At 59.5% G+C, this 19,818-nt stretch carries 17 protein-coding genes; all 17 read left to right on the top strand.

The window, feature by feature from the left end; all coding sequences use genetic code 11:
• The 17 genes from ASD46_RS05410 (at position 1) to lnt (ending at position 19,734) form a co-directional block, all read left to right on the top strand.
• The gene (locus ASD46_RS05410; protein WP_003514771.1) at positions 1 to 882 is read left to right on the top strand and encodes a GNAT family N-acetyltransferase; all 882 of its coding nucleotides are present in this window, start codon (positions 1 to 3) and stop codon (positions 880 to 882) included.
• A 190-nt stretch (positions 883 to 1,072) separates the two neighbouring features.
• On the top strand, positions 1,073 to 3,724 hold the full coding sequence (mutS, locus tag ASD46_RS05405; protein WP_076843907.1) for a DNA mismatch repair protein MutS: 2,652 nt from the start codon (positions 1,073 to 1,075) through the stop codon (positions 3,722 to 3,724).
• Positions 3,725 to 3,819: 95 nt separating this feature from the next.
• Positions 3,820 to 6,648: a [protein-PII] uridylyltransferase gene (locus tag ASD46_RS05400; protein WP_003514778.1), complete on the top strand. Its 2,829-nt coding sequence runs from the start codon at positions 3,820 to 3,822 to the stop codon at positions 6,646 to 6,648.
• A gap of 7 nt (positions 6,649 to 6,655) precedes the next feature.
• Positions 6,656 to 8,245, top strand: coding sequence for a murein biosynthesis integral membrane protein MurJ (murJ, locus tag ASD46_RS05395; RefSeq protein WP_025592263.1), 1,590 nt, complete (start codon positions 6,656 to 6,658; stop codon positions 8,243 to 8,245).
• Positions 8,245 to 8,649, top strand: a complete 405-nt coding sequence (locus tag ASD46_RS05390; protein WP_003514780.1) for a VOC family protein — start codon at positions 8,245 to 8,247, stop codon at positions 8,647 to 8,649. The genes murJ and ASD46_RS05390 overlap by 1 nt, the downstream gene beginning before the upstream one ends.
• A gap of 103 nt (positions 8,650 to 8,752) precedes the next feature.
• Positions 8,753 to 9,817 carry a tryptophan--tRNA ligase gene (gene trpS, locus ASD46_RS05385; RefSeq protein WP_003514781.1) on the top strand — a complete coding sequence of 355 codons (1,065 nt, stop codon included), beginning with the start codon at positions 8,753 to 8,755 and terminating at the stop codon, positions 9,815 to 9,817.
• A 115-nt stretch (positions 9,818 to 9,932) separates the two neighbouring features.
• Positions 9,933 to 10,424 carry a universal stress protein gene (locus ASD46_RS05380; RefSeq protein ID WP_003514782.1) on the top strand — a complete coding sequence of 164 codons (492 nt, stop codon included), beginning with the start codon at positions 9,933 to 9,935 and terminating at the stop codon, positions 10,422 to 10,424.
• Positions 10,425 to 10,593: 169 nt separating this feature from the next.
• Positions 10,594 to 11,157, top strand: a complete 564-nt coding sequence (locus ASD46_RS05375) for a NifU family protein (protein ID WP_003514783.1) — start codon at positions 10,594 to 10,596, stop codon at positions 11,155 to 11,157.
• A 21-nt stretch (positions 11,158 to 11,178) separates the two neighbouring features.
• On the top strand, positions 11,179 to 11,847 hold the full coding sequence (gene tsaB / locus ASD46_RS05370; protein ID WP_025592265.1) for a tRNA (adenosine(37)-N6)-threonylcarbamoyltransferase complex dimerization subunit type 1 TsaB: 669 nt from the start codon (positions 11,179 to 11,181) through the stop codon (positions 11,845 to 11,847).
• 39 nt (positions 11,848 to 11,886) lie between these two features.
• Entirely contained in the window at positions 11,887 to 12,381 is a 495-nt protein-coding gene (locus tag ASD46_RS05365; protein ID WP_003514785.1) for a GNAT family N-acetyltransferase, read from the top strand.
• A 69-nt stretch (positions 12,382 to 12,450) separates the two neighbouring features.
• Positions 12,451 to 12,879 carry a Fur family transcriptional regulator gene (locus tag ASD46_RS05360; protein WP_003514787.1) on the top strand — a complete coding sequence of 143 codons (429 nt, stop codon included), beginning with the start codon at positions 12,451 to 12,453 and terminating at the stop codon, positions 12,877 to 12,879.
• A gap of 30 nt (positions 12,880 to 12,909) precedes the next feature.
• Entirely contained in the window at positions 12,910 to 13,704 is a 795-nt protein-coding gene (locus tag ASD46_RS05355; RefSeq protein ID WP_019564424.1) for a lysophospholipid acyltransferase family protein, read from the top strand.
• A 64-nt stretch (positions 13,705 to 13,768) separates the two neighbouring features.
• Positions 13,769 to 15,172: a tRNA (N6-isopentenyl adenosine(37)-C2)-methylthiotransferase MiaB gene (gene miaB, locus ASD46_RS05350; RefSeq protein WP_019564423.1), complete on the top strand. Its 1,404-nt coding sequence runs from the start codon at positions 13,769 to 13,771 to the stop codon at positions 15,170 to 15,172.
• 40 nt (positions 15,173 to 15,212) lie between these two features.
• Positions 15,213 to 16,268, top strand: coding sequence for a PhoH family protein (locus ASD46_RS05345; protein ID WP_003514799.1), 1,056 nt, complete (start codon positions 15,213 to 15,215; stop codon positions 16,266 to 16,268).
• A 9-nt stretch (positions 16,269 to 16,277) separates the two neighbouring features.
• Positions 16,278 to 16,784 carry an rRNA maturation RNase YbeY gene (ybeY, locus tag ASD46_RS05340; RefSeq protein ID WP_025592266.1) on the top strand — a complete coding sequence of 169 codons (507 nt, stop codon included), beginning with the start codon at positions 16,278 to 16,280 and terminating at the stop codon, positions 16,782 to 16,784.
• A gap of 15 nt (positions 16,785 to 16,799) precedes the next feature.
• The gene (locus ASD46_RS05335) at positions 16,800 to 17,945 is read left to right on the top strand and encodes a hemolysin family protein (protein ID WP_003514803.1); all 1,146 of its coding nucleotides are present in this window, start codon (positions 16,800 to 16,802) and stop codon (positions 17,943 to 17,945) included.
• A 199-nt stretch (positions 17,946 to 18,144) separates the two neighbouring features.
• Positions 18,145 to 19,734: an apolipoprotein N-acyltransferase gene (gene lnt / locus ASD46_RS05330; RefSeq protein WP_060641867.1), complete on the top strand. Its 1,590-nt coding sequence runs from the start codon at positions 18,145 to 18,147 to the stop codon at positions 19,732 to 19,734.
• The last annotated feature ends 84 nt before the right edge of the window (positions 19,735 to 19,818 follow it).

Genomic DNA, 19,818 nt, shown 5'->3' with positions numbered 1-19,818 from the left:
ATGGTTGCCGAAATCTACAGTCACGACATTTGTGAAAACAAAGTTGTTATTCATCCTCGTCCAGACACCGCTCAGGACAATGAGGGGCTTTTCGGCCGTATCGGCTCGCTGGAAACACGGCTCGCAAGAAACGAGCGGGAGATCGACGCGGCGCAGTCCGTGCGTTACCGGGTTTTCGTTGATGAAATGAAGGCGCGCCTTCCCGCAGACGCCATGCGCCGCAAGCGCGACATCGACGCCTGGGACAGTGTCTGCGACCATCTGCTCGTGCTCGACAAGGCGATTGAAGGCGACAGCGAGGACCAGATCGTCGGTACCTACCGTCTGTTACGTCAGGAAACTGCACTCGCGAATAACGGTTTTTATTCCGCAAGCGAATTCGACATCGCCGGGCTGGTAGCGCGCCATCCGGGCAAGCGCTTCATGGAGCTTGGCCGCTCCTGCGTGCTGCCGGAATATCGCACCAAGCGCACGGTTGAGCTTTTGTGGCAGGGCAACTGGGCCTATGCCGTGAAACACCGCATGGATGCCATGATCGGTTGCGCTTCGTTCCCCGGCGTGCAGCCGGAAGCCCACGCGCTTGCTCTGTCCTTCCTGCATCACAATTGCGTTGCAAAGGGCGAGTGGGCGGCTTCCGCTCTTCCCGAGCTTTATCACGAGATGGACCTGGTACCGGCTGAGGCGCTGAACGCCCGCAAGGCGCTGAACGCCATGCCGCCGCTGATCAAGGGCTATATGCGTCTCGGCGCCATGTTCGGCTCCGGGGCCGTGGTGGACCATGCCTTCAACACGACAGATGTTCTCGTGGTCCTGCCGGTTTCCTCTATCGCCGGCCGCTACATCAGCTATTACGGCGGCGAGACCGAGCGCATCAACGGCTGACCGGTTTTAACTCGGATCTAGCGGGATGTTCCTGTGGGCAGCGGTGCCGTGTGTGTTGTCTTGGTGCGGCCATTGCCGCTAGTGTCGGCGCTCCCTTTCCGCAACACGATATGACATCGGCAAGCCATTGACGGACGTTTTGACCACCGCTTCCCTGATCTCGGAAGAGAGCCGCGCTACGGCCACTCCGATGATGGAGCAATATATCGAGATCAAGGCGAACAATCCCGGTTCGCTGCTGTTTTACCGCATGGGCGATTTTTACGAATTGTTCTTTGACGATGCGGTGGAAGCCTCGCGGTCGCTCGGCATCACTCTGACGAAACGCGGCCAGCATATGGGGCAGGATATTCCCATGTGCGGCGTTCCCGTTCACGCCGCCGATGATTATCTCCAGAAGCTCATCCTGCGCGGTTATCGCGTCGCCGTCTGCGAGCAGGTGGAGGACCCGGCCGAGGCGAAGAAGCGCGGATCGAAATCCGTGGTAAAACGCGATGTGGTGCGGCTTGTCACGCCTGGCACGCTAACCGAAGAAAAGCTGCTGTCGCCGACGGAATCCAACTATCTTATGGCGCTCGCTCGTATTCGCGGCAGTGCGGAGGCACAGTTTGCGCTTGCCTGGATTGATATTTCCACCGGCGTCTTCCGCTTGGCGGAAACCACGCTGACGCGGCTCCTCGCTGATATCTGGCGCATCGATCCGCGTGAGCTGATCGTTGCCGACAGTCTGTTCCATGACGAAGAGCTGCGACCGGTTTTCGATATGCTTGGCCGTGTCGCCGTGCCGCAGCCGGCCATTCTGTTCGACAGCGCTACGGCGGAAGGGCGGATCGCGCGTTACTTCAACGTCTCGACCCTCGATGGTTTCGGCACATTTTCGCGCGTGGAAATGGCCGCTGCCGCTGCCGCGGTTGCCTATGTTGAAAAGACCCAGATTGCCGAGCGCCCGCCGCTTGGTGCGCCGGAACGCGAAAGCGCTGCCTCCACACTGTTCATCGATCCCGCGACCCGCGCCAATCTGGAGTTGGTGAAGACGCTCTCGGGCGAAAGGGACGGATCGCTCCTGCATGCCCTCAACCGCACTGTCACGGGCGGCGGTGCGCGGCTTCTGGCCGAGCGGCTGATGTCTCCCTTGACCGATCCGGAAAGGGTTAATGCCCGCCTCGATGCGGTCGCCTATCTCATTGATGACGTCTCCCTTTGCGATGGCCTGCGCGACGCCTTGAAACAGGTTGCCGATATGCCGCGCGCGCTCTCCCGTCTTGCGCTGGAGCGCGGTGGCCCGCGCGATCTCGGGGCGATCAGGCAGGGCCTGGCGTCGGCCGAGAGAATTGCCGCCATTCTCGATCAGGGATTATTGCCGGAGGAGCTTGCTGCTGCACTTGCGGATCTGATGGCTTTGCCGGGCGGGTTGGAAGCCATGCTCGGATCGATGCTGGCCGACGATCTGCCGCTTTTGAAGCGTGATGGCGGTTTTCTGCGTGAGGGCGCCAATCCAGAACTCGACGAGGTGCGCGCATTGCGTGACCAGTCGCGCCGGGTGATCGCCGGGCTGCAGCTGCAATATGCCGAGGAAACCGGCATCAAGTCGCTCAAGATCAAGCACAACAACGTGCTTGGTTATTTCATTGAGGTGACGGCGGGCAACGCCGATGTCATGATGGCGACGGATGAGGCGAAGGCGCGCTTCATTCACCGCCAGACCATGGCCGGCGCCATGCGCTTCACCACCACCGAGCTTGCCGATCTCGAAAGCCGCATCGCCAATGCCGCGGCTGAGGCTCTGACCATGGAGCTGGAAGCCTTCGAGCGCATGGTCGAGGCCGTGGTGCAGCAGGCGGAGGCGATCAAGGCGGGTGCGCTGGCGCTTGCGGTGATCGATGTCGCCTCAAGCCTCGCTTATCTCGCTACCGAACAGGCTTATTGCCGCCCGATCGTTGATGCCTCCATGACCTTTGCGATCACAGGCGGGCGCCATCCGGTGGTTGAACAGGCCCTGCGGCGCCAGTCGGCTGGGCCATTCATCGCCAATAATTGCGATCTGTCGGCTGCTGAGGGCGGCAAAAATGGTGCGATCTGGCTGCTCACCGGCCCTAATATGGGCGGTAAATCGACTTTCTTGCGCCAGAATGCGCTCATCGCCATCCTCGCGCAGATCGGCTCCTTCGTTCCGGCAGAAGCCGCCCATATCGGCATCGTAGACCGGCTATTTTCCCGCGTCGGCGCGTCCGACGATCTGGCGCGTGGCCGCTCGACCTTCATGGTGGAAATGGTGGAAACGGCCGCCATCCTCAATCAGGCGACGGATCGATCGCTGGTCATTCTGGATGAGATCGGCCGTGGCACGGCAACCTTCGACGGCCTTTCGATCGCCTGGGCGGCGGTCGAGCATCTGCACGAGGTCAATCGTTGCCGTGGCCTCTTCGCCACGCATTTCCACGAACTGACGGTGCTGTCGGAAAAACTTGGTCGCCTTTCCAATGCCACGATGCGGGTGAAGGAATGGGAGGGTGACGTCATCTTCCTGCACGAGGTTGGACCGGGTGCTGCGGATCGTTCCTACGGTATTCAGGTGGCAAGGCTCGCCGGACTTCCGGCATCGGTGGTGGAGCGCGCCCGTGAGGTGCTGACGAAGCTCGAAGATGCCGATCGCAAGAACCCGGCCAGTCAGCTGATCGACGATCTTCCGCTGTTCCAGATCGCGGTTCGCCGTGAGGAAACCCGCAAGGCTGGACCATCGAAGGTGGAAGAAACTTTGAAGGGGTTCAACCCGGACGAAATGACGCCGCGTGAGGCATTGGACGCGCTCTATGCGTTAAAGAAAGAACTTGGCAAGGCTTAAGAGGATAGACTGCCTGTCCATCGCCTTTGAAACTCGCTATAGGACAATCCCATCGCAAGCGGTGGCTTTCCCACAGGACATGGATAACGGCATAAATGGCCATCAAGGACCTGGATTTTTCCGAAATTCTCGATGTTTCGGCGCTGAAGCGCGAATGCGACATCATCTTCAAGAACGACGGCAAGCGCATCGCCGATGTCAGGTCAGACCTGCTGCCGATCTTTCGCAAGGCCAGCACGGAAGGCCGGGAAAAGGCTCGCGAACTGCTGAAATCCGACGGCAGCGGCATCGATTGCGCCCGACGTATCTCCTGGCTCCAGGACCGGCTGATCGAAATCCTCTATGATCTCGCCTGCCAATATGTCTATCCGAAAGACGCGCCGCAGATCGCCGTAGCAGCGGTGGGCGGTTACGGTCGCGGCACGCTGGCGCCGGGATCGGATATCGACCTTCTGTTCCTGCTGCCGGCCAAGAACACGCCGGATATGCACAAGGCCGTGGAGTTCGTGCTTTATCTGCTCTGGGACCTCGGCTTCAAGGTCGGCCACGCCACGCGCACGGTGGATGAGTGCGTCCGCCTGTCGAAATCCGATATGACTATCCGCACCGCCATTCTGGAAGTGCGGGCAATCTGCGGTAAAAAATCCCTGACCGATGATCTCGAAAAACGTTTCGAGTCGGAAGTTGTCACCGGCACCGGGCCGGAATTCATCGCCGCCAAGCTGGCCGAGCGTGACCAGCGTCACCGCAAGGCGGGCGATACGCGCTATCTGGTGGAGCCGAACGTCAAGGAAGGCAAGGGCGGCCTGCGCGACCTGCACACGCTGTTCTGGATCGCCAAATATTATTACCATGTCCGCGATACAGCCGATCTCGTCAAGCTTGGCGTCCTGTCTAAGCGCGAACTCAGGCTGTTCGAAAAGGCCGATGATTTTCTCTGGGCCGTCCGTTGCCAGATGCATTTCATCACCAACAAGGCGGAAGAGCGCCTGTCCTTCGACATTCAGCGCGAGATCGCCGATGCGCTGGGCTATCAGCCGCGTCCGGGGCTTTCTGCCGTCGAACGTTTCATGAAGCATTATTTCCTGGTGGCGAAGGATGTGGGTGACCTGACCCGCATCGTCTGCGCCGCACTGGAGGACAGGCAGGCAAAGGACGTGCCGGGCCTGTCGGGTGTTCTCAGCCGCTTTGCCCACCGCGTCCGCAAAATTCCCGGTTCTGTTGAATTCGTTGAGGATCGCGGCCGCATCGCGCTGGCCAAGCCGGACGTGTTCAAAAACGATCCGGTCAATCTGATCCGGCTCTTTCACATCGCCGATATCAACAATCTCGAACTTCACCCGGATGCGCTGCGTGTCGTTACCCGGTCGCTGTCGCTGATCAATGACGGGCTTCGCGAGAACGAGGAGGCGAACCGGCTGTTTCTGGCGATCCTCACCTCGAGGCGTGATCCGGCGCTCACCTTGCGGCGCATGAACGAGGCTGGCGTCCTCGGCAAGTTCATTCCCGAATTCGGCAAGATCGTCGCGATGATGCAGTTCAACATGTATCATCACTATACGGTGGACGAGCATCTGATCCGCTCGGTCGGCGTACTGTCGGAGGTGGACAAGGGAACGGCTGTGGATGCCCATCCGCTTGCCAACCAGCTGATGCCGGGTGTCGAGGAGCGTGAGGCACTTTATGTGGCCGTTCTGCTGCACGATGTGGCCAAGGGCCGGCAGGAGGATCACTCGATTGCCGGCGCGCGGGTGGCCCGCAAGCTTTGCCAGCGTTTCCGGCTGACCGGCAAGCAGACCGAAATGGTGGTCTGGCTGATCGAGCAGCATCTTCTGATGTCCATGGTCGCCCAGACGCGCGACCTGCACGACCGCAAGACCATCACCGATTTCGCCGACAAGGTACAATCCATGGAGCGGCTGAAGATGCTGCTTATCCTGACGGTCTGCGATATCCGCGCGGTCGGTCCGGGTGTCTGGAACGGCTGGAAGGGTCAGTTGCTCCGCTCGCTTTATTACGAGACCGAGCTGCTTCTCTCCGGTGGCTTTTCGGAAGTCTCCCGCAAGGAAAGGGCGCATATTGCCCGTCAGGCGCTTTACGACGCGCTGGAAGACTGGGGCCAGAAGGCACGGCGCAAATACACCAAGCTGCACTATGAGCCCTATCTGCTGACGGTGGCGCTGGAAGATCAGGTGCGTCACACCCGCTTCATCCGCGAGGCCGACAAGCAGGAAAAAGCGCTGTCGACCATGGTGCGCACACATTCCTTCCACGCCATCACCGAAATCACCGTGCTGGCGCCCGACCATCCGCGCCTGCTGTCGATCATTACCGGCGCCTGTGCTGCGGCCGGCGCCAACATTGCCGACGCGCAAATCTTCACCACATCCGATGGGCGGGCGCTCGATACGATCCTGATCAACCGCGAATTTCCGATCGACGAAGACGAGACGCGGCGCGGCAACAATGTCGGCAAGCTGATCGAAGAGGTTCTGTCCGGTCGTCAGCGCCTGCCGGAAATGATTGCCACCCGCACCAAGAGCCGGAGGAAGAAAAGCGCCTTCACCATTCCGCCCTCCGTTATCATTTCCAACGGGCTTTCGAACAAGTTCACCGTTATCGAGGTCGAGTGCCTGGACCGGCCGGGGCTTCTGGCGGATATGACGGCTGTCATCGCCGATCTGTCGCTGGATATTCATTCCGCACGCATCACCACCTTCGGCGAGAAGGTCATCGACACATTCTACGTGACTGATCTCTTCGGCCAGAAGGTCACCAATGACAACCGGCAGGCCAGCATTGCCACGCGCCTGAAGGCCGTGATGAGCGAGCAGGAAGACGAATTGCGCGATCGCATGCCAAACGGCATCATCGCCCATCCCGATGTGGCGGCGCTGCCGGCCACGCGCACGGCAAAGGCTTGAAATTCCCATGAGCTTGATCGGAAAGTTCGCCACGGTCGGCACGGCCACGCTCGGAAGCCGTATCTTCGGGTTCCTCCGCGAGACGCTGATGGCCGCAGCCGTCGGTACCGGCCCGGTCGCCGATGCCTTCAATGCTGCCTTCCGGTTCCCGAACACCTTCCGGCGCCTTTTTGCCGAAGGCGCGTTCAACTCGGCCTTCGTGCCGCTTTTTGCCAAGGAAATCGAGGCGAACGGCATGGAGGGCGCAAGGCGCTTTTCCGAAGAAGTTTTCGGCGTTCTGTTCACCGTGCTTCTGGCTTTGACGATCCTGATGGAACTGTCGATGCCGTTCATCGTGCGCACCGTTATTGCGCCGGGCTTTCTGGAAGACCCGGTGAAATTCGACAACACCGTCCGTCTCGCAACCATCATGTTCCCCTATCTCGCCTGCATGTCGCTGGCGGCGATGATGGGCGGCATGCTGAATTCGCTGCACCGCTATTTCGCTGCCGCGATTGCGCCGGTCTTCCTGAACATCATTCTGATTGGTGTTCTGATGCTGGCCTGGTGGAAGCATTACGACCCGCTTCAGGTGGGTTATGCCCTGTCCTGGGGTGTCATGGCGGCGGGTGTGGTGCAGCTTGGCATCGTCTGGATCGCCGTGCGCAATGCCGGCATGCGGATCGGTTTCCGCAGACCCCGGCTGACGAAGAATGTCCAGCGCCTGCTGGTCCTTGCTTTGCCGGCCGCGATCACCGGCGGCATCACCCAGATCAATCTCCTGATCAACACCAATATCGCGTCTGCCGGTGAGGGTGTGATCTCCTCGCTCGCCTATGCCGACCGGATTTACCAGCTGCCGCTCGGTGTCGTCGGCATCGCCGTTGCCACCGTGCTTTTGCCGGAGCTGGCGCGGGCTTTGCGTGGCGGACATATGGTCGAGGCGGGAAGCCTGCAAAACCGCTCGGTCGAATTCGTGCTGTTTTTGACATTGCCCGCCGCCGCTGCCCTTCTCGTCATGGCGGAACCCATCGTGCGCTTTCTGTACGAGCGCGGCAATTTCGCGCCTTCGGCCACCGTCACCGTCGCGCAGATCCTCGGTATTTATGGTCTCGGCCTGCCGGCTTTCGTGCTGATAAAGGCGTTCATTCCCGGCTTCTTTGCCCGCGAGGACACCCGCACCCCGATGATCTTCGCGGCGATTTCAGTGGTTGTGAACGTCTCTCTGGCGCTGACGTTGTTTCCGCGTCTCGGAGGTTCGGGCATCGCCATTGCCGAGATCACCGCCGGCTGGGTCAATGCCGCCCTGCTGTTCGGCATGCTGTTGTGGCGGGGTCACTGGCATGTGGACATTCCGCTCCTTACCCGCATTCCGCGCTTGCTGCTGGCCGCCGCCCTTATGGCGGGCTTCGTGCACTATGCGCTGACCTATCTCAGCTTCGAGCTGTCCTCCGCCTCCTCCATTTTCGTCCGGGCCGGAACCATCATGGGCCTCGTGCTCTCCGCCATGCTCGTTTATTTCGTGCTGGCTTTCGTTTCGGGTGGTGCCGATCTCGGCATGGTCAAGAGAGCCATCAAAAAGCGCCGCAACAAGAATGCCCAGACGGAGACAAGCTAATGTCCTTTGCAGAAAACCGTCGCATCGCCCTCATCACACTCTTGGTGGACGATTATGACCGGGCAAAGACGTTTTATTGCGAGGTTCTGGGGTTTGACTGCCTTTCCGACCAACCTCTTGATGACGGCAAACGCTGGCTGGTGGTGAAGCCTCAAGGGACCGATGGCTGTGCCCTCTTGCTTGCCGAGGCGGATGGCGAAGCGCAGCGTCTTGCCATCGGCAACCAGACCGGCGGCCGTGTCGGGTTTTTCCTGCATACCGACGATTTCGGTCGTGACTACGAGACGATGCTTGCGCGCGGCGTGCGCTTTCTGGAGGAGCCGCGCCATGAGGTTTATGGCTCTGTCGCGGTCTTTGCGGATCCTTATGGAAATCACTGGGATCTTCTTCAGCCACGCGGCTGACGCGCCCTGAAACCGCTTGATTGCGAGGGGCTGTAGGTGCATAAGCGCGCGTGCAATTCCAACCACGGGGCGGGGCCCTCCACAAGCCTTTTCGAGGACGACAATGAACGCATTCAAGCCGCTGGTTTTCTCGGGCGTCCAGCCGACCGGCAATCTGCATCTCGGCAATTATCTCGGGGCCATCCGCAAATTCGTGGCGTTGCAGGAAGATAACGACTGCATCTATTGCGTCGTCGACATGCACGCCATCACCGCCCAGCTCGTTCATTCGGACCTGAAGGCGCAGACCCGCTCGATCGCTGCCGCCTTCATTGCCGCAGGCATTGATCCGGTGAAGCATATCGTCTTCAACCAGTCGGCTGTGCCGCAGCACGCCGAACTCGCCTGGATCTTCAATTGCGTGGCGCGTATCGGCTGGATGGAGCGCATGACGCAGTTCAAGGACAAGTCCGGCAAGAATGCCGAGCAGGTGTCGCTTGGGCTGCTTGCTTATCCGAGCCTGATGGCTGCGGACATTCTCGTCTACCGCGCGACCCACGTTCCTGTCGGCGACGACCAGAAGCAGCATCTGGAACTGGCCCGCGACATCGCCCAGAAATTCAACATCGATTTCGGTGACCATATCCGCAACGCCGGTCTCGGGCTCGACATCACCGTGGGCAATGAGCCGGTGCATGCCTATTTCCCGATGGTGGAGCCGCTGATCGGCGGTCCGGCACCGCGGGTGATGTCGTTGAAGGACGGCACCAAGAAGATGTCGAAGTCCGATCCGTCGGATCTGTCGCGCATCAACCTCATGGACGATGTCGACGCCATTTCGAGAAAGATCAAGAAGGCGAAGACGGACCCGGATGCACTGCCGAGCGAAGTGGAAGGCCTGAAGGGCCGCCCGGAGGCCGAAAACCTCGTTGGTATCTATGCGGCACTGTCTGACAAGACGAAAGCGGAGGTTCTTTTAGAGTTCGGCGGACAGCAGTTCTCGGCCTTCAAGCCGGCTCTCGTCGAGCTTGCCGTCAATGTGCTGGCTCCGGTCAACAACGAGATGCGCCGCCTTCTCGACGATCCCACCCACATCGATGCCATCCTCAAACAGGGTGGTGAGCGCGCGCGCGCGATCGCCGAAAACACGATGAACGAGGTGCGCGACATCATCGGGTTCCTGCGCTGACCACGTATCGCCTTGCGGATCACGGCGGGCGGTTTGCGCCTGCCGTGATTTGATATAATCTCCGCCCGAACCGTCGGGCGGTTTTTCGGATCGCGGCGGACACAGGGAGTGCGGAATGGTTTCAAAACGGCTGTCGCGTCTGGAAGGGCATCGTCGCAAATTTCTCGCTGTTATCGATGACACACCGGAATGCGAAAGGGCCGTGCATTATGCCGGTCGTCGCGCCAAGAACTCCAATGGCGGACTGGTTCTGCTTTACATGATACCGGAAGGCGATTTCCAGCAGTGGCTGGGCGTCGAGCAGATCATGCGGGCCGAGGCGCGCGAGGAGGCGGAAGCAACGCTTGCCAAGATCGCCCAGAAGGTCCGTGAGACCATCGGCATCGAGCCAGAAGCGGTCATCCGTGAAGGCGGCGCAACCGAACAGATCCACGGGCTCATCGAGGAAGATCGCGATATTGCCATTCTGGTTTTGGCGGCAGGATCGACGAAGGAAGGGCCAGGACCGCTCGTCTCCTCCATCTCAGGACGCGGTGCGGCCTTCCCCATCCCCGTCACCGTGCTGCCGGATACGCTGACGGATGAGGAAATCGACGCCCTTTGCTGACCTTTGTTCGACCCCGAAAGGCAGGAACGGATTCGGGCAAGAATTTGGGGCTGACGATTTCTTGAATGTAATTATCATGTCAGGGCTTGAAGTAAGGCTTCGCCAGGCGTATTTTTTGGAAGAATTCTAAATTGCGGGGCGTGAACGGCGACCTCGAAGGAGACAGATAATGTTCATTCAGACGGAAGCCACGCCGAACCCCGCAACCCTCAAGTTCCTGCCGGGCAAGGTGGTGCTGGAAAGCGGCACGGCTGAGTTTCTCAACCCCGCGCAGGCGCAGGCCTCGCCGCTAGCAGAGCGCCTCTTCACCATTCCGGGTGTCACCGGCGTTTATTTCGGCTTCGATTTCATCACCGTCACCAAGGATGACGCCGAATGGCAGCATCTGAAGCCCGCCATTCTCGGTTCGATCATGGAGCATTTCATGTCTGGCCGCCCCATCATGGGCACTGCCATTGCGGCTGAAGTGTCGGATGAGGAAGGCGAGTTCTTTGAAGCGGGTGACGAAACCATCGTCGCCACCATCAAGGAACTGCTGGATACCCGCGTCCGCCCCGCCGTGGCGCAGGATGGTGGCGATATCACCTTCCGTGGTTTCCGCGACGGCACCGTGTTCCTGAACATGAAGGGCGCCTGCTCTGGTTGCCCGTCCTCCACCGCCACGCTGAAGCACGGCGTCCAGAACCTGCTTCGCCATTTCGTGCCGGAAGTGCGCGAAGTCGAAGCTGTATGACGTTGTAAGCCAGGCCGCGCCATGATTGTTCTCGCACTCGATACCTCAGGTGTGGACTGTTCTGCCTGCGTCTATGACAGCGCCTCCGACACGGTGCTTGGCGAGGTGTGCGAAACCATCGGAAAAGGTCATGCCGAGCGGCTGATGGCTGTGATTGATGGTGCCCTGCAGCAGGCACACCTGCCGCTTCAGAAAGTCGGGCGCATCGCGGTAACGATCGGACCGGGTTCCTTTACCGGCATTCGCGTCGGCGTTGCCGCCGCGCGTGGTTTTGCCCTGTCGCTCGGCATAGAGGCAGTCGGCGTAACCACGCTTGAGACGATCGCCTTGCATCATCTGCTGGAAAATCCCGGCCGGCCAGTGGCTGTCGGGCTCGACGCCAAACGGGGCGAGGCCTACCTCCAGACGTTTGCAGAGGATGGATCGCCGCTCCTCGAGGCCGCGCTTTTGTCTCTGGAGGATGCCAAAACGGCTCTCTCCGGTTTCGATGGCGCCATTATCGGTTCCGCCGCACCCCTTTTTCAGGGTTTCGACGCGGGGTCAGGGCCCGATCATTTTCCGATTTCCACTGTCGCGCGGGCGGGTGGACGCAAGCCGAAAGGCATGCCGAAACCCGCACCGCTTTACCTTCGCGGCCCGGATGCCCGGCCGCAGACGGGTTTTGCGCTGGCACGCCAGAGCGTTGCCTGATAGGTGGCACCCGTAAATGCGTGCGGATGATTCCTTGTTATGTTTGACGAATATCTAAGCTGGAAGCCCTATTTCGAGATCGTGCCGATGCAGCATGAGGATTGCGCCGGAGTGGCGGAATTGCATGCGCTGCGCTTTCCGCGCCCCTGGAATGACGGGGAGTTTTCCGGGCTGTTGACGCAAGGCTCGGTTTTCGGTGCCGTCGCGCGGCAGACGAACGCATTTTTCAGCAAACCGCTCGGTGGTTTCGTGCTTGCGCGCGAAGTGGCCGGCGAGGCGGAAATCCTGACCGTTGCGGTGGCCGACAAGTTCGCGCGCACCGGCCTCGGCTGGCGCCTGATGCAATCGGCCGTCCGTGAGGCGATGATGCGCGGTGCCGAAACGATGTTCCTGGAAGTGGACAGCAACAATGCCTCCGCCCTGGGACTTTATAAAAAGCTCGGCTTCAAAACGGTCGCTGAGCGCAAGGCCTATTACACCGCCAAGGATGGCGCGAAGTCGACGGCGCTTGTCATGCGCCGCGATCTTCGCTAGTTCCCTGCGACAGGCATTTTTCGGCGACAGCCCCGAAATTCAACCGGAATACTCAAAAGGCCAGAAGACGTGATAGACCTTTCGAAAACGCTGGAGGAACTTTGTGCCGAACGCGGCATGCGGATGACGGACCAGCGCCGTGTCATCGCCCGCGTGCTGCAGGAATCGGCAGACCATCCGGATGTCGAGGAGCTTTACCGCCGTTCCTCCGCCGTGGATCCGCGCATCTCGATTTCCACCGTTTACAGAACGGTGAAGCTGTTCGAGGACGCCGGCATCATCGAGCGTCATGATTTTCGCGATGGCCGCTCGCGTTACGAGACCGTGCCTGAGGAACATCACGATCATCTGATCGATCTGAAGAACAGTGTGGTCATCGAGTTTCATTCACCCGAGATCGAGGCGCTTCAGGAAAAGATCGCCAGGGAGCATGGCTTCAAGCTCGTTGATCACCGGCTCGAACTCTACGGTGTACCGTTGAAGCCCGGCGAACATTGAGACGCTGGTGAGCAAGCGCACGGTTCAATCATGATGTGGCTCCGGACAGCCTATATTGCGGTCGTTCTCCTGATCGTCACGCTTATATTGCTGCCGCTGCAACTGTTGGGCCTTGCCTTCGACTGGCGGCTGCGTCGCCGCATTCCCCGCATCTGGCACCGCATCGCCTGCCATGTCCTCGGCATCCGCGTGCATGTCCATGGAGATGTGGAGCGGGCAAAACCGCTGATGCTGGCGGTCAACCACGCCTCGTGGAAGGACATTCTCGTTCTCGGCAGTATTGCCGACGTGGTGTTCATCGCCAAGACGGAAGTGCGTGACTGGCCCGTCTTCGGCTGGCTCGCCCGTCTGCAGAAAAGCATCTTCGTCCAGCGCGAGCAGAAGCGCAGCACCGGTGCGCAGGTCGGCGAGATCGCCGCCCGCATGGCCGATGGCGAGATCGTCGTGTTGTTCCCGGAAGGCACCACCTCTGACGGCAACCGCATGCTTGCCGTCAAATCCTCGCTGTTTGGCGCAGCCTCCACGGCTGCCGAGCAGGTTCCGGGCAAGCTCGTCTATGTGCAGCCGGTCGCAATCGCCTATACGCGGGTGCAGGGCATGGCCATGGGACGTTACCACCGGGTCATTGCGGCCTGGCCGGGCAGCATAACTCTGGTGCCGCATCTGCTCGGTATCATCAGGGCAGGTGCCATCGACGTCGACGTTACATTCGGCGACAGCGTTCCGTTTCACAGCACGGATAACCGCAAGCGTCTGGCGACCGATATCGCCGCTTCTATCCGTTCCATGTTGGCTTTCAGCCTGCGTGGTGGCTGGCGGAAATAGAGCATTCCAGCTTTTCCGGTATTTTTCTGTTTAATCCGGGCGTGAAAAACACTAGATAACCGCCATGACCCAGGAAACGCTTGGCCTCGATGCCCCCGAAATGATTGCCCGCGAGGGCTCTAACAGCAGGAAGGTCTTCATCAAGACCTATGGCTGTCAGATGAACGTCTACGATTCCGTCCGCATGAGCGATGCGCTGGCGAAGGACGGTTACGTTCAGACGGAGGATATGGGCGAGGCGGATCTGGTGCTTCTGAACACCTGTCACATCCGCGAAAAGGCCGCTGAAAAGGTCTATTCGGCGCTCGGCCGCTTGCGCGACATGAAAAAATCGCGCGAAGAACAGGGCCGCGAATTCGTGATCGGCGTTGCCGGATGTGTGGCACAGGCGGAAGGCGAGGAAATCCTTCGCCGTGCGCCAGCCGTCGACGTCGTCATCGGCCCACAGACCTATCATCGCCTGCCGGACGCCCTGAAGCGGGTGCGCGGCGGCGAGCGCGTCATCGAGACCGAATATGCCGTTGAGGACAAGTTCGAACATCTGCCGGTGGCCGAAAAGGCAACACTGCGTACGCGCGGCGTCACGGCATTTTTGACGGTGCAGGAAGGCTGCGACAAGTTCTGCACCTTTTGTGTTGTGCCCTATACGCGTGGTTCGGAAGTTTCGCGTCCCGTGCGCCAGATCGTCGATGAGGCGATGAAACTGGTGGATGCCGGTGTGCGCGAAATCACGCTGCTCGGCCAGAACGTCAATGCCTGGCAGGGCGAAGGCCCGAAGGGCGAAAAATGGGGACTTGCCGAGCTTCTTTACCGGCTGGCGGAAATTCCCGGTCTTGCACGCCTTCGCTATACCACCAGCCATCCGCGCGACATGGATGACCGCTTGATTGGCGCACATCGCGACCTGCGCATTCTGATGCCCTATCTGCATTTGCCTGTTCAGTCCGGGTCGGATCGCATTCTGAAGGCGATGAATCGTCGCCACACAGGTGAGGAATATATCCAGCTCATTGAAAAAATCCGGGCCGCCCGCCCTGATATCGCCATGTCCGGGGATTTTATTGTTGGCTTCCCCGGCGAGACGGATCGTGATTTCGAAGACACGATGGCGATCATCGAACAGGTGAAATATGCGCAGGCCTTTTCATTCAAATATTCCACACGCCCAGGAACGCCGGGTGCCGATCTGACGGATCAGGTTGCGGAAGAGGTGAAGGCCGAGCGGCTGGAACGATTGCAGGCGCTGCTCTTGCGGCAGCAGAAGGAATTTGCGGAATCGCTGGTCGGAAAGACGATGGATGTGTTGCTGGAAAAGCCCGGCCGCATGCCTGAACAGTTGATAGGTCGCTCTCCCTGGCTGCAATCTGTGAATCTTGATGCAAAGACTTTGAAAATCGGTGACATTGTTAATGTACGAATCACCGCAACGGGTCCAAACAGCTTGTTTGCCGAGGTGGCAGAGAGTTAGAGTGAGGAGCCGACACTGATTGGGACAGGAGCCTGACCGCTTGAACGCACATGAATTGGTATCACCTTCATCGCGCCAGCCACGCCAAGCCGCGACCGACGCCAATCACTTCGTCCTCACGTTCGAGAATAACAGGATAGCGGGAGAGCTATTCGGTCAGTTCGATCAGAACCTCAAATTGCTGGAACAACGCCTCAACATCGATGCGCGCCCGCGCGGCAATTCCGTTGCCATCACCGGCGATGTCGTTGCCACCAATCAGGCTCGCCGGGCGCTGGATTTCCTTTACGAGCGTCTGCTCAAGGGCGGAACCGCCGAGGTTTCCGACGTGGAAGGCGCGATCCGCATGGCCATGGCGGCAGATGACCAGCTGACCTTGCCGACGATGGAGCGCAAGGCGAAGATCTCCATGGCGCAGATTTCCACGCGCAAGAAGACCGTCGCTGCCCGAACGCCCACCCAGGATGTCTACATGCGGGCGCTGGAGCAATCCGAACTGGTTTTCGGCGTCGGCCCCGCCGGCACCGGCAAGACCTATCTTGCCGTGGCGCATGCAGCGCAACTTCTGGAGCGTGGTGCGGTCGACCGCATCATCCTCTCGCGTCCCGCAGTAGAAGCGGGCGAACGCCTTGGCTTCCTGCCGGGCGACATGAAGGAGAAGGTCGATCCTTATCTGCGCCCGCTTTACGACGCGCTTTACGACATGATGCCGGGTGACAAGGTGGAGCGCGCCATTCAGGCGGGCGTCATCGAAATTGCGCCACTGGCCTTCATGCGCGGACGCACGCTTGCCAACGCCGCCGTCATTCTGGACGAAGCCCAGAACACCACGACCATGCAGATGAAAATGTTCCTCACCCGTCTCGGTGAGAAAGGCCGCATGATCGTGACCGGCGACCCAAGCCAGGTGGACCTTCCGCGCGGCGTGAAGTCGGGCCTTGTCGAGGCCCTGCAAATCCTCACCGATGTGGAAGGTGTATCCGTCGTGCGCTTCAAGGATGTGGACGTCGTGCGCCATCCGATGGTGGCGCGCATCGTGCGGGCGTACGAATCCCACACGGCGGTGCCGGATGAAAGCCTCGTGAAGGGCAACTGACGCAAGACAATGACAGCTCTGGATATTCAAATCAGCGTCGAGGCCGAAGGCTGGTCCTCGGAAGAGGACCTTCTTGCATTCGCCACCAAGGTGCTGGATGCAGCGGTTGATTTTTTGAAGCGGGAAGAGAACCAACCCTTCCCGAAAATGCCGGTGGAACTGTCGCTGGTCTTTACCGACGATGAAAATATCCGGGAAATCAATGCTGAATGGCGCGACAAGGACAAGGCAACCAATGTCTTGTCTTTCCCCGCTTTTCCGCTGGAACCGGGCGGCATGCCTGGCCCGATGCTGGGCGATATCGTCATCGCGCGCGAGACGGTTGAACGCGAGGCTCTTGAACTTGAGAAGAGTTTCGAGGATCATCTGACCCATCTTCTTGTTCATGGGTTCCTGCACCTGTTCGGTTATGACCACATGGATGAGGAGGAGGCGGAAGAAATGGAGTCGCTTGAGACTCGCATTTTGGCGGTGCTTGGCCTATCTGATCCTTACGCGGGACAGGAACCGCTTTGAATATTGTCTGGAGCCATGAACGAACATTCTGCACGACCTGCCAATGAGGGCAGAGAAAACGGCGAGCAGTCCTCCTCGGAGGAGGGCAGTAGTCATTTACGGAACGACTCCAATGCAAAGCCGAGATCGACGATCTGGTCGCGCATTGGACGGTTGCTGAAGCCGTCACAGGGCGAGCGCCTGCGCGAGGATTTGACCGACGCGCTGATGGACGACACCGAAATCGGTGCCGCCTTTTCGCCCGAAGAGCGGGCGATGCTGAACAATATCCTGCGTTTCCGGGAGGTTCGGGTCGAAGATATCATGATCCCACGCGTGGATATCGACGGTCTCGACCAGAATATGACCATCGGCGAAGCTCTGATCCTCTTTGAGGAAACCGGGCGCTCCCGCATGCCGGTCTACGATGAGACGCTGGATAATCCGAAGGGCATGATCCACATTCGCGATCTGCTGGCCTATGTCGCCAAGCAGGCGCGCAACAAGCGCCGGGTGGGGTCGCGTGGTGTTGCTTATGGCGAGGCGAAGGCTCCGCGCTCGCCGCGACCGAATTTTGACCTGGCGCGGGTGGATCTGGAACAGACGGTCGCCGATGCCGGGCTGGTGCGTAAAATTCTTTTTGCACCCCCCTCCATGCTGGCCTCCGATCTTTTGAAGACCATGCAGGCACAGAGAACACAGCTTGCCCTAGTGATCGACGAATATGGTGGCACGGACGGTCTCGTCAGCCATGAGGACATCGTCGAGATGGTCGTGGGTGACATTGATGACGAGCACGACAAGGACGAGACGATGTTTTCCCGTCTATCCGCCGACGTGCTGGTGGCGGATGCCCGCGCAGAGCTTACAGAACTTGCCGAGGCAATCGGACCGGAATTCGATGTCCGCGAACATCTTGAAGAAATCGATACGCTCGGCGGCCTGATATTCTTCGCACTCGGCCGCATTCCGGCCAAGGGTGAAGTGGTCAGGGCCGTACCTGGTTTCGAGTTCCAGATCCTCGATGCGGATACAAGGCGTATCAAGGGTGTTCGTATCGTCCGCGATCATGGCTCGGAAGGGCAGGATGACCGCGCGCCGGGCGATGCCGATGCCGATGAGGTTATTCCGCTGCCCGCGCCGGATGTTCGCCTCATCACCCACCAGCAAAACGCTGACTGAGGTGGGCGACGGGATGCTCCCCGTCGCCGCCGCTCCTTGAACGCGTCATCAAGAGTCCAAAAGGACGCACGGTGCTCCGGCGACCATCCCTTCTGTGGACTGCGAATCTTTTTTCCTTTACGTCGAGTCTAAAGGGAAATTCCTTTGCGCGGCCATGCCGGGGTTGGGCTTTTCCGGGTGGGCATTAAACGGAGATGGCATGGAGCGTCTTGCAGGCAGGGTAATGCTGGCCGGCGGCAAAAGCCGCGCAGTGATGGCGATTGCCGCAGGCGCGGTTGGAGCGCTGGCCTTGCCTCCGGTTGGCTTTTTCGCGGCGCTTTTTTTGTCTTTCACCCTGCTTGTCTGGTTGGTCGATGGCTGCACCGGCAAGCCGGGCGGTGGCATCTTCAGCCGCATCATGCCCGCTTTCGGCATCGGTTGGTCTTTCGGCCTTGGTTATTTCGTGGCGGGCCTGTGGTGGCTGGGCAATGCGCTCCTGCTGGAAGCTGACGAGTTCGCCTGGGCGCTACCGCTCGCCATCCTCGGCCTTCCGGCTGTTCTCGCCGTGTTTTACGGTTTTGCGGTCGCAGCCGCCAATATCGTCTGGTCGGACGGTCTCGGCCGTATCGCCGCACTTGCGGCCGCATTCGGCCTTTTGGAATGGCTCCGCAGCTTCATAGCAACTGGCTTTCCCTGGAACGCTATCGGTTATGGCATCATGCCTGTGCCGATCATGATGCAGTCGGCGCATCTGCTTGGTCTTTTTGGTGTCACCACGCTTGCCGTTTTCATCTTCGCCTCGCCTGCCTTGATCGGCACGAAAAAAGGCATGTGGCCGGGTCTCATTGCGGCGGGCCTGCTGCTGGCTGGCCATTTTGGTTATGGCTTTTACCGCCTTCAGACACCGTTGGAGACACCTGCGGACGCGCTGACCGTGAGGATCGTGCAGCCGTCGATCGACCAGTCCCGCAAGATGCTGAATGCAGACAGGGCCGAGATTTTCAGCGAGCATCTGCGTTTGACGGGCCTGCCGCCCGGCGAAGGAAAAAAACGCCCAGATATCATCGTTTGGCCGGAGACCTCCGTGCCTTTCATCCTGACGCAAAATCCGGACGCTTTGGCGGAAATCGCCAAGACGCTTGAGGACGGGCAGGTCCTGTTTACCGGTGCGGTCAGAATGGAAGATGCCGGTGCCGGCCGGCCTCCGCGTTACTACAATTCGGTCTATGCGATTGACAGTCAGGGCGAGATCATCGGCGCGACCGACAAGGTCCATCTTACACCCTTTGGAGAATATGTCCCTTTCGAAGATATTCTACGGGGATTCGGCATCAATAATGTCATCAGCCTGCCGGGCGGCTTTTCAGCCGCGTCTTCGCGCACGCCTTTGACGCTTCCTTCCGGTAAAACCCTTTATCCCCTGATCTGCTACGAGATCATTTTTCCCGAAGAGATGACCCCTGGTCTGGCGGGCGCCGCAGCGATCCTGAACGTCACGAATGATGGCTGGTTCGGCGATACACCCGGCCCTTATCAGCATTTTCTGCAGGCAAGAGTACGGGCCGTTGAAACGGGAGTGCCGGTGATTCGCGGCGCTAATACCGGAATTTCAGCCGTTATAGATCCCTATGGTCGTATTATTGCCGGGTTGGATTACGGCCGGGTCGGAATTGTTGACGCCACCTTGAGTGGTGGGTCAAATGACGCTGTTACTTACGACATACATCGGACGTATTTCTGGTTGATTTTTTCTATCATGCTGACCGTTTCGGTATTTTCTGCCTGGCGTTTTGCCCGGCGCCAGAATTGACCGGGAACCCCTACAATTGCATAGTGAATACGTCAGTCGTAAAACAAGTTTAGACGCTGTCGAAATACCAGCTCATTTCTTCGA

This window comes from Rhizobium sp. Root491 (assembly GCF_001427205.1).
GTDB classification, from domain to species: Bacteria; Pseudomonadota; Alphaproteobacteria; order Rhizobiales; family Rhizobiaceae; genus Agrobacterium; species Agrobacterium tumefaciens.
Note: the sequence above shows the minus strand (reverse complement) of the source record. Positions and strands in the feature narration are given on the sequence as shown.

What these genes read in the sequence shown, in the direction of transcription:
- ASD46_RS05410 (WP_003514771.1), top strand. Translation starts at nt 1, where the DNA reads ATGGTTGCCGAAATCTACAGTCACGACATTTGTGAAAACAAAGTTGTT.
- mutS (WP_076843907.1), top strand. Translation starts at nt 1,073, where the DNA reads ATGATGGAGCAATATATCGAGATCAAGGCGAACAATCCCGGTTCGCTG.
- ASD46_RS05400 (WP_003514778.1), top strand. Translation starts at nt 3,820, where the DNA reads ATGGCCATCAAGGACCTGGATTTTTCCGAAATTCTCGATGTTTCGGCG.
- murJ (WP_025592263.1), top strand. Translation starts at nt 6,656, where the DNA reads ATGAGCTTGATCGGAAAGTTCGCCACGGTCGGCACGGCCACGCTCGGA.
- ASD46_RS05390 (WP_003514780.1), top strand. Translation starts at nt 8,245, where the DNA reads ATGTCCTTTGCAGAAAACCGTCGCATCGCCCTCATCACACTCTTGGTG.
- trpS (WP_003514781.1), top strand. Translation starts at nt 8,753, where the DNA reads ATGAACGCATTCAAGCCGCTGGTTTTCTCGGGCGTCCAGCCGACCGGC.
- ASD46_RS05380 (WP_003514782.1), top strand. Translation starts at nt 9,933, where the DNA reads ATGGTTTCAAAACGGCTGTCGCGTCTGGAAGGGCATCGTCGCAAATTT.
- ASD46_RS05375 (WP_003514783.1), top strand. Translation starts at nt 10,594, where the DNA reads ATGTTCATTCAGACGGAAGCCACGCCGAACCCCGCAACCCTCAAGTTC.
- tsaB (WP_025592265.1), top strand. Translation starts at nt 11,179, where the DNA reads ATGATTGTTCTCGCACTCGATACCTCAGGTGTGGACTGTTCTGCCTGC.
- ASD46_RS05365 (WP_003514785.1), top strand. Translation starts at nt 11,887, where the DNA reads ATGTTTGACGAATATCTAAGCTGGAAGCCCTATTTCGAGATCGTGCCG.
- ASD46_RS05355 (WP_019564424.1), top strand. Translation starts at nt 12,910, where the DNA reads ATGATGTGGCTCCGGACAGCCTATATTGCGGTCGTTCTCCTGATCGTC.
- miaB (WP_019564423.1), top strand. Translation starts at nt 13,769, where the DNA reads ATGACCCAGGAAACGCTTGGCCTCGATGCCCCCGAAATGATTGCCCGC.
- ybeY (WP_025592266.1), top strand. Translation starts at nt 16,278, where the DNA reads ATGACAGCTCTGGATATTCAAATCAGCGTCGAGGCCGAAGGCTGGTCC.
- ASD46_RS05335 (WP_003514803.1), top strand. Translation starts at nt 16,800, where the DNA reads ATGAACGAACATTCTGCACGACCTGCCAATGAGGGCAGAGAAAACGGC.
- lnt (WP_060641867.1), top strand. Translation starts at nt 18,145, where the DNA reads ATGGAGCGTCTTGCAGGCAGGGTAATGCTGGCCGGCGGCAAAAGCCGC.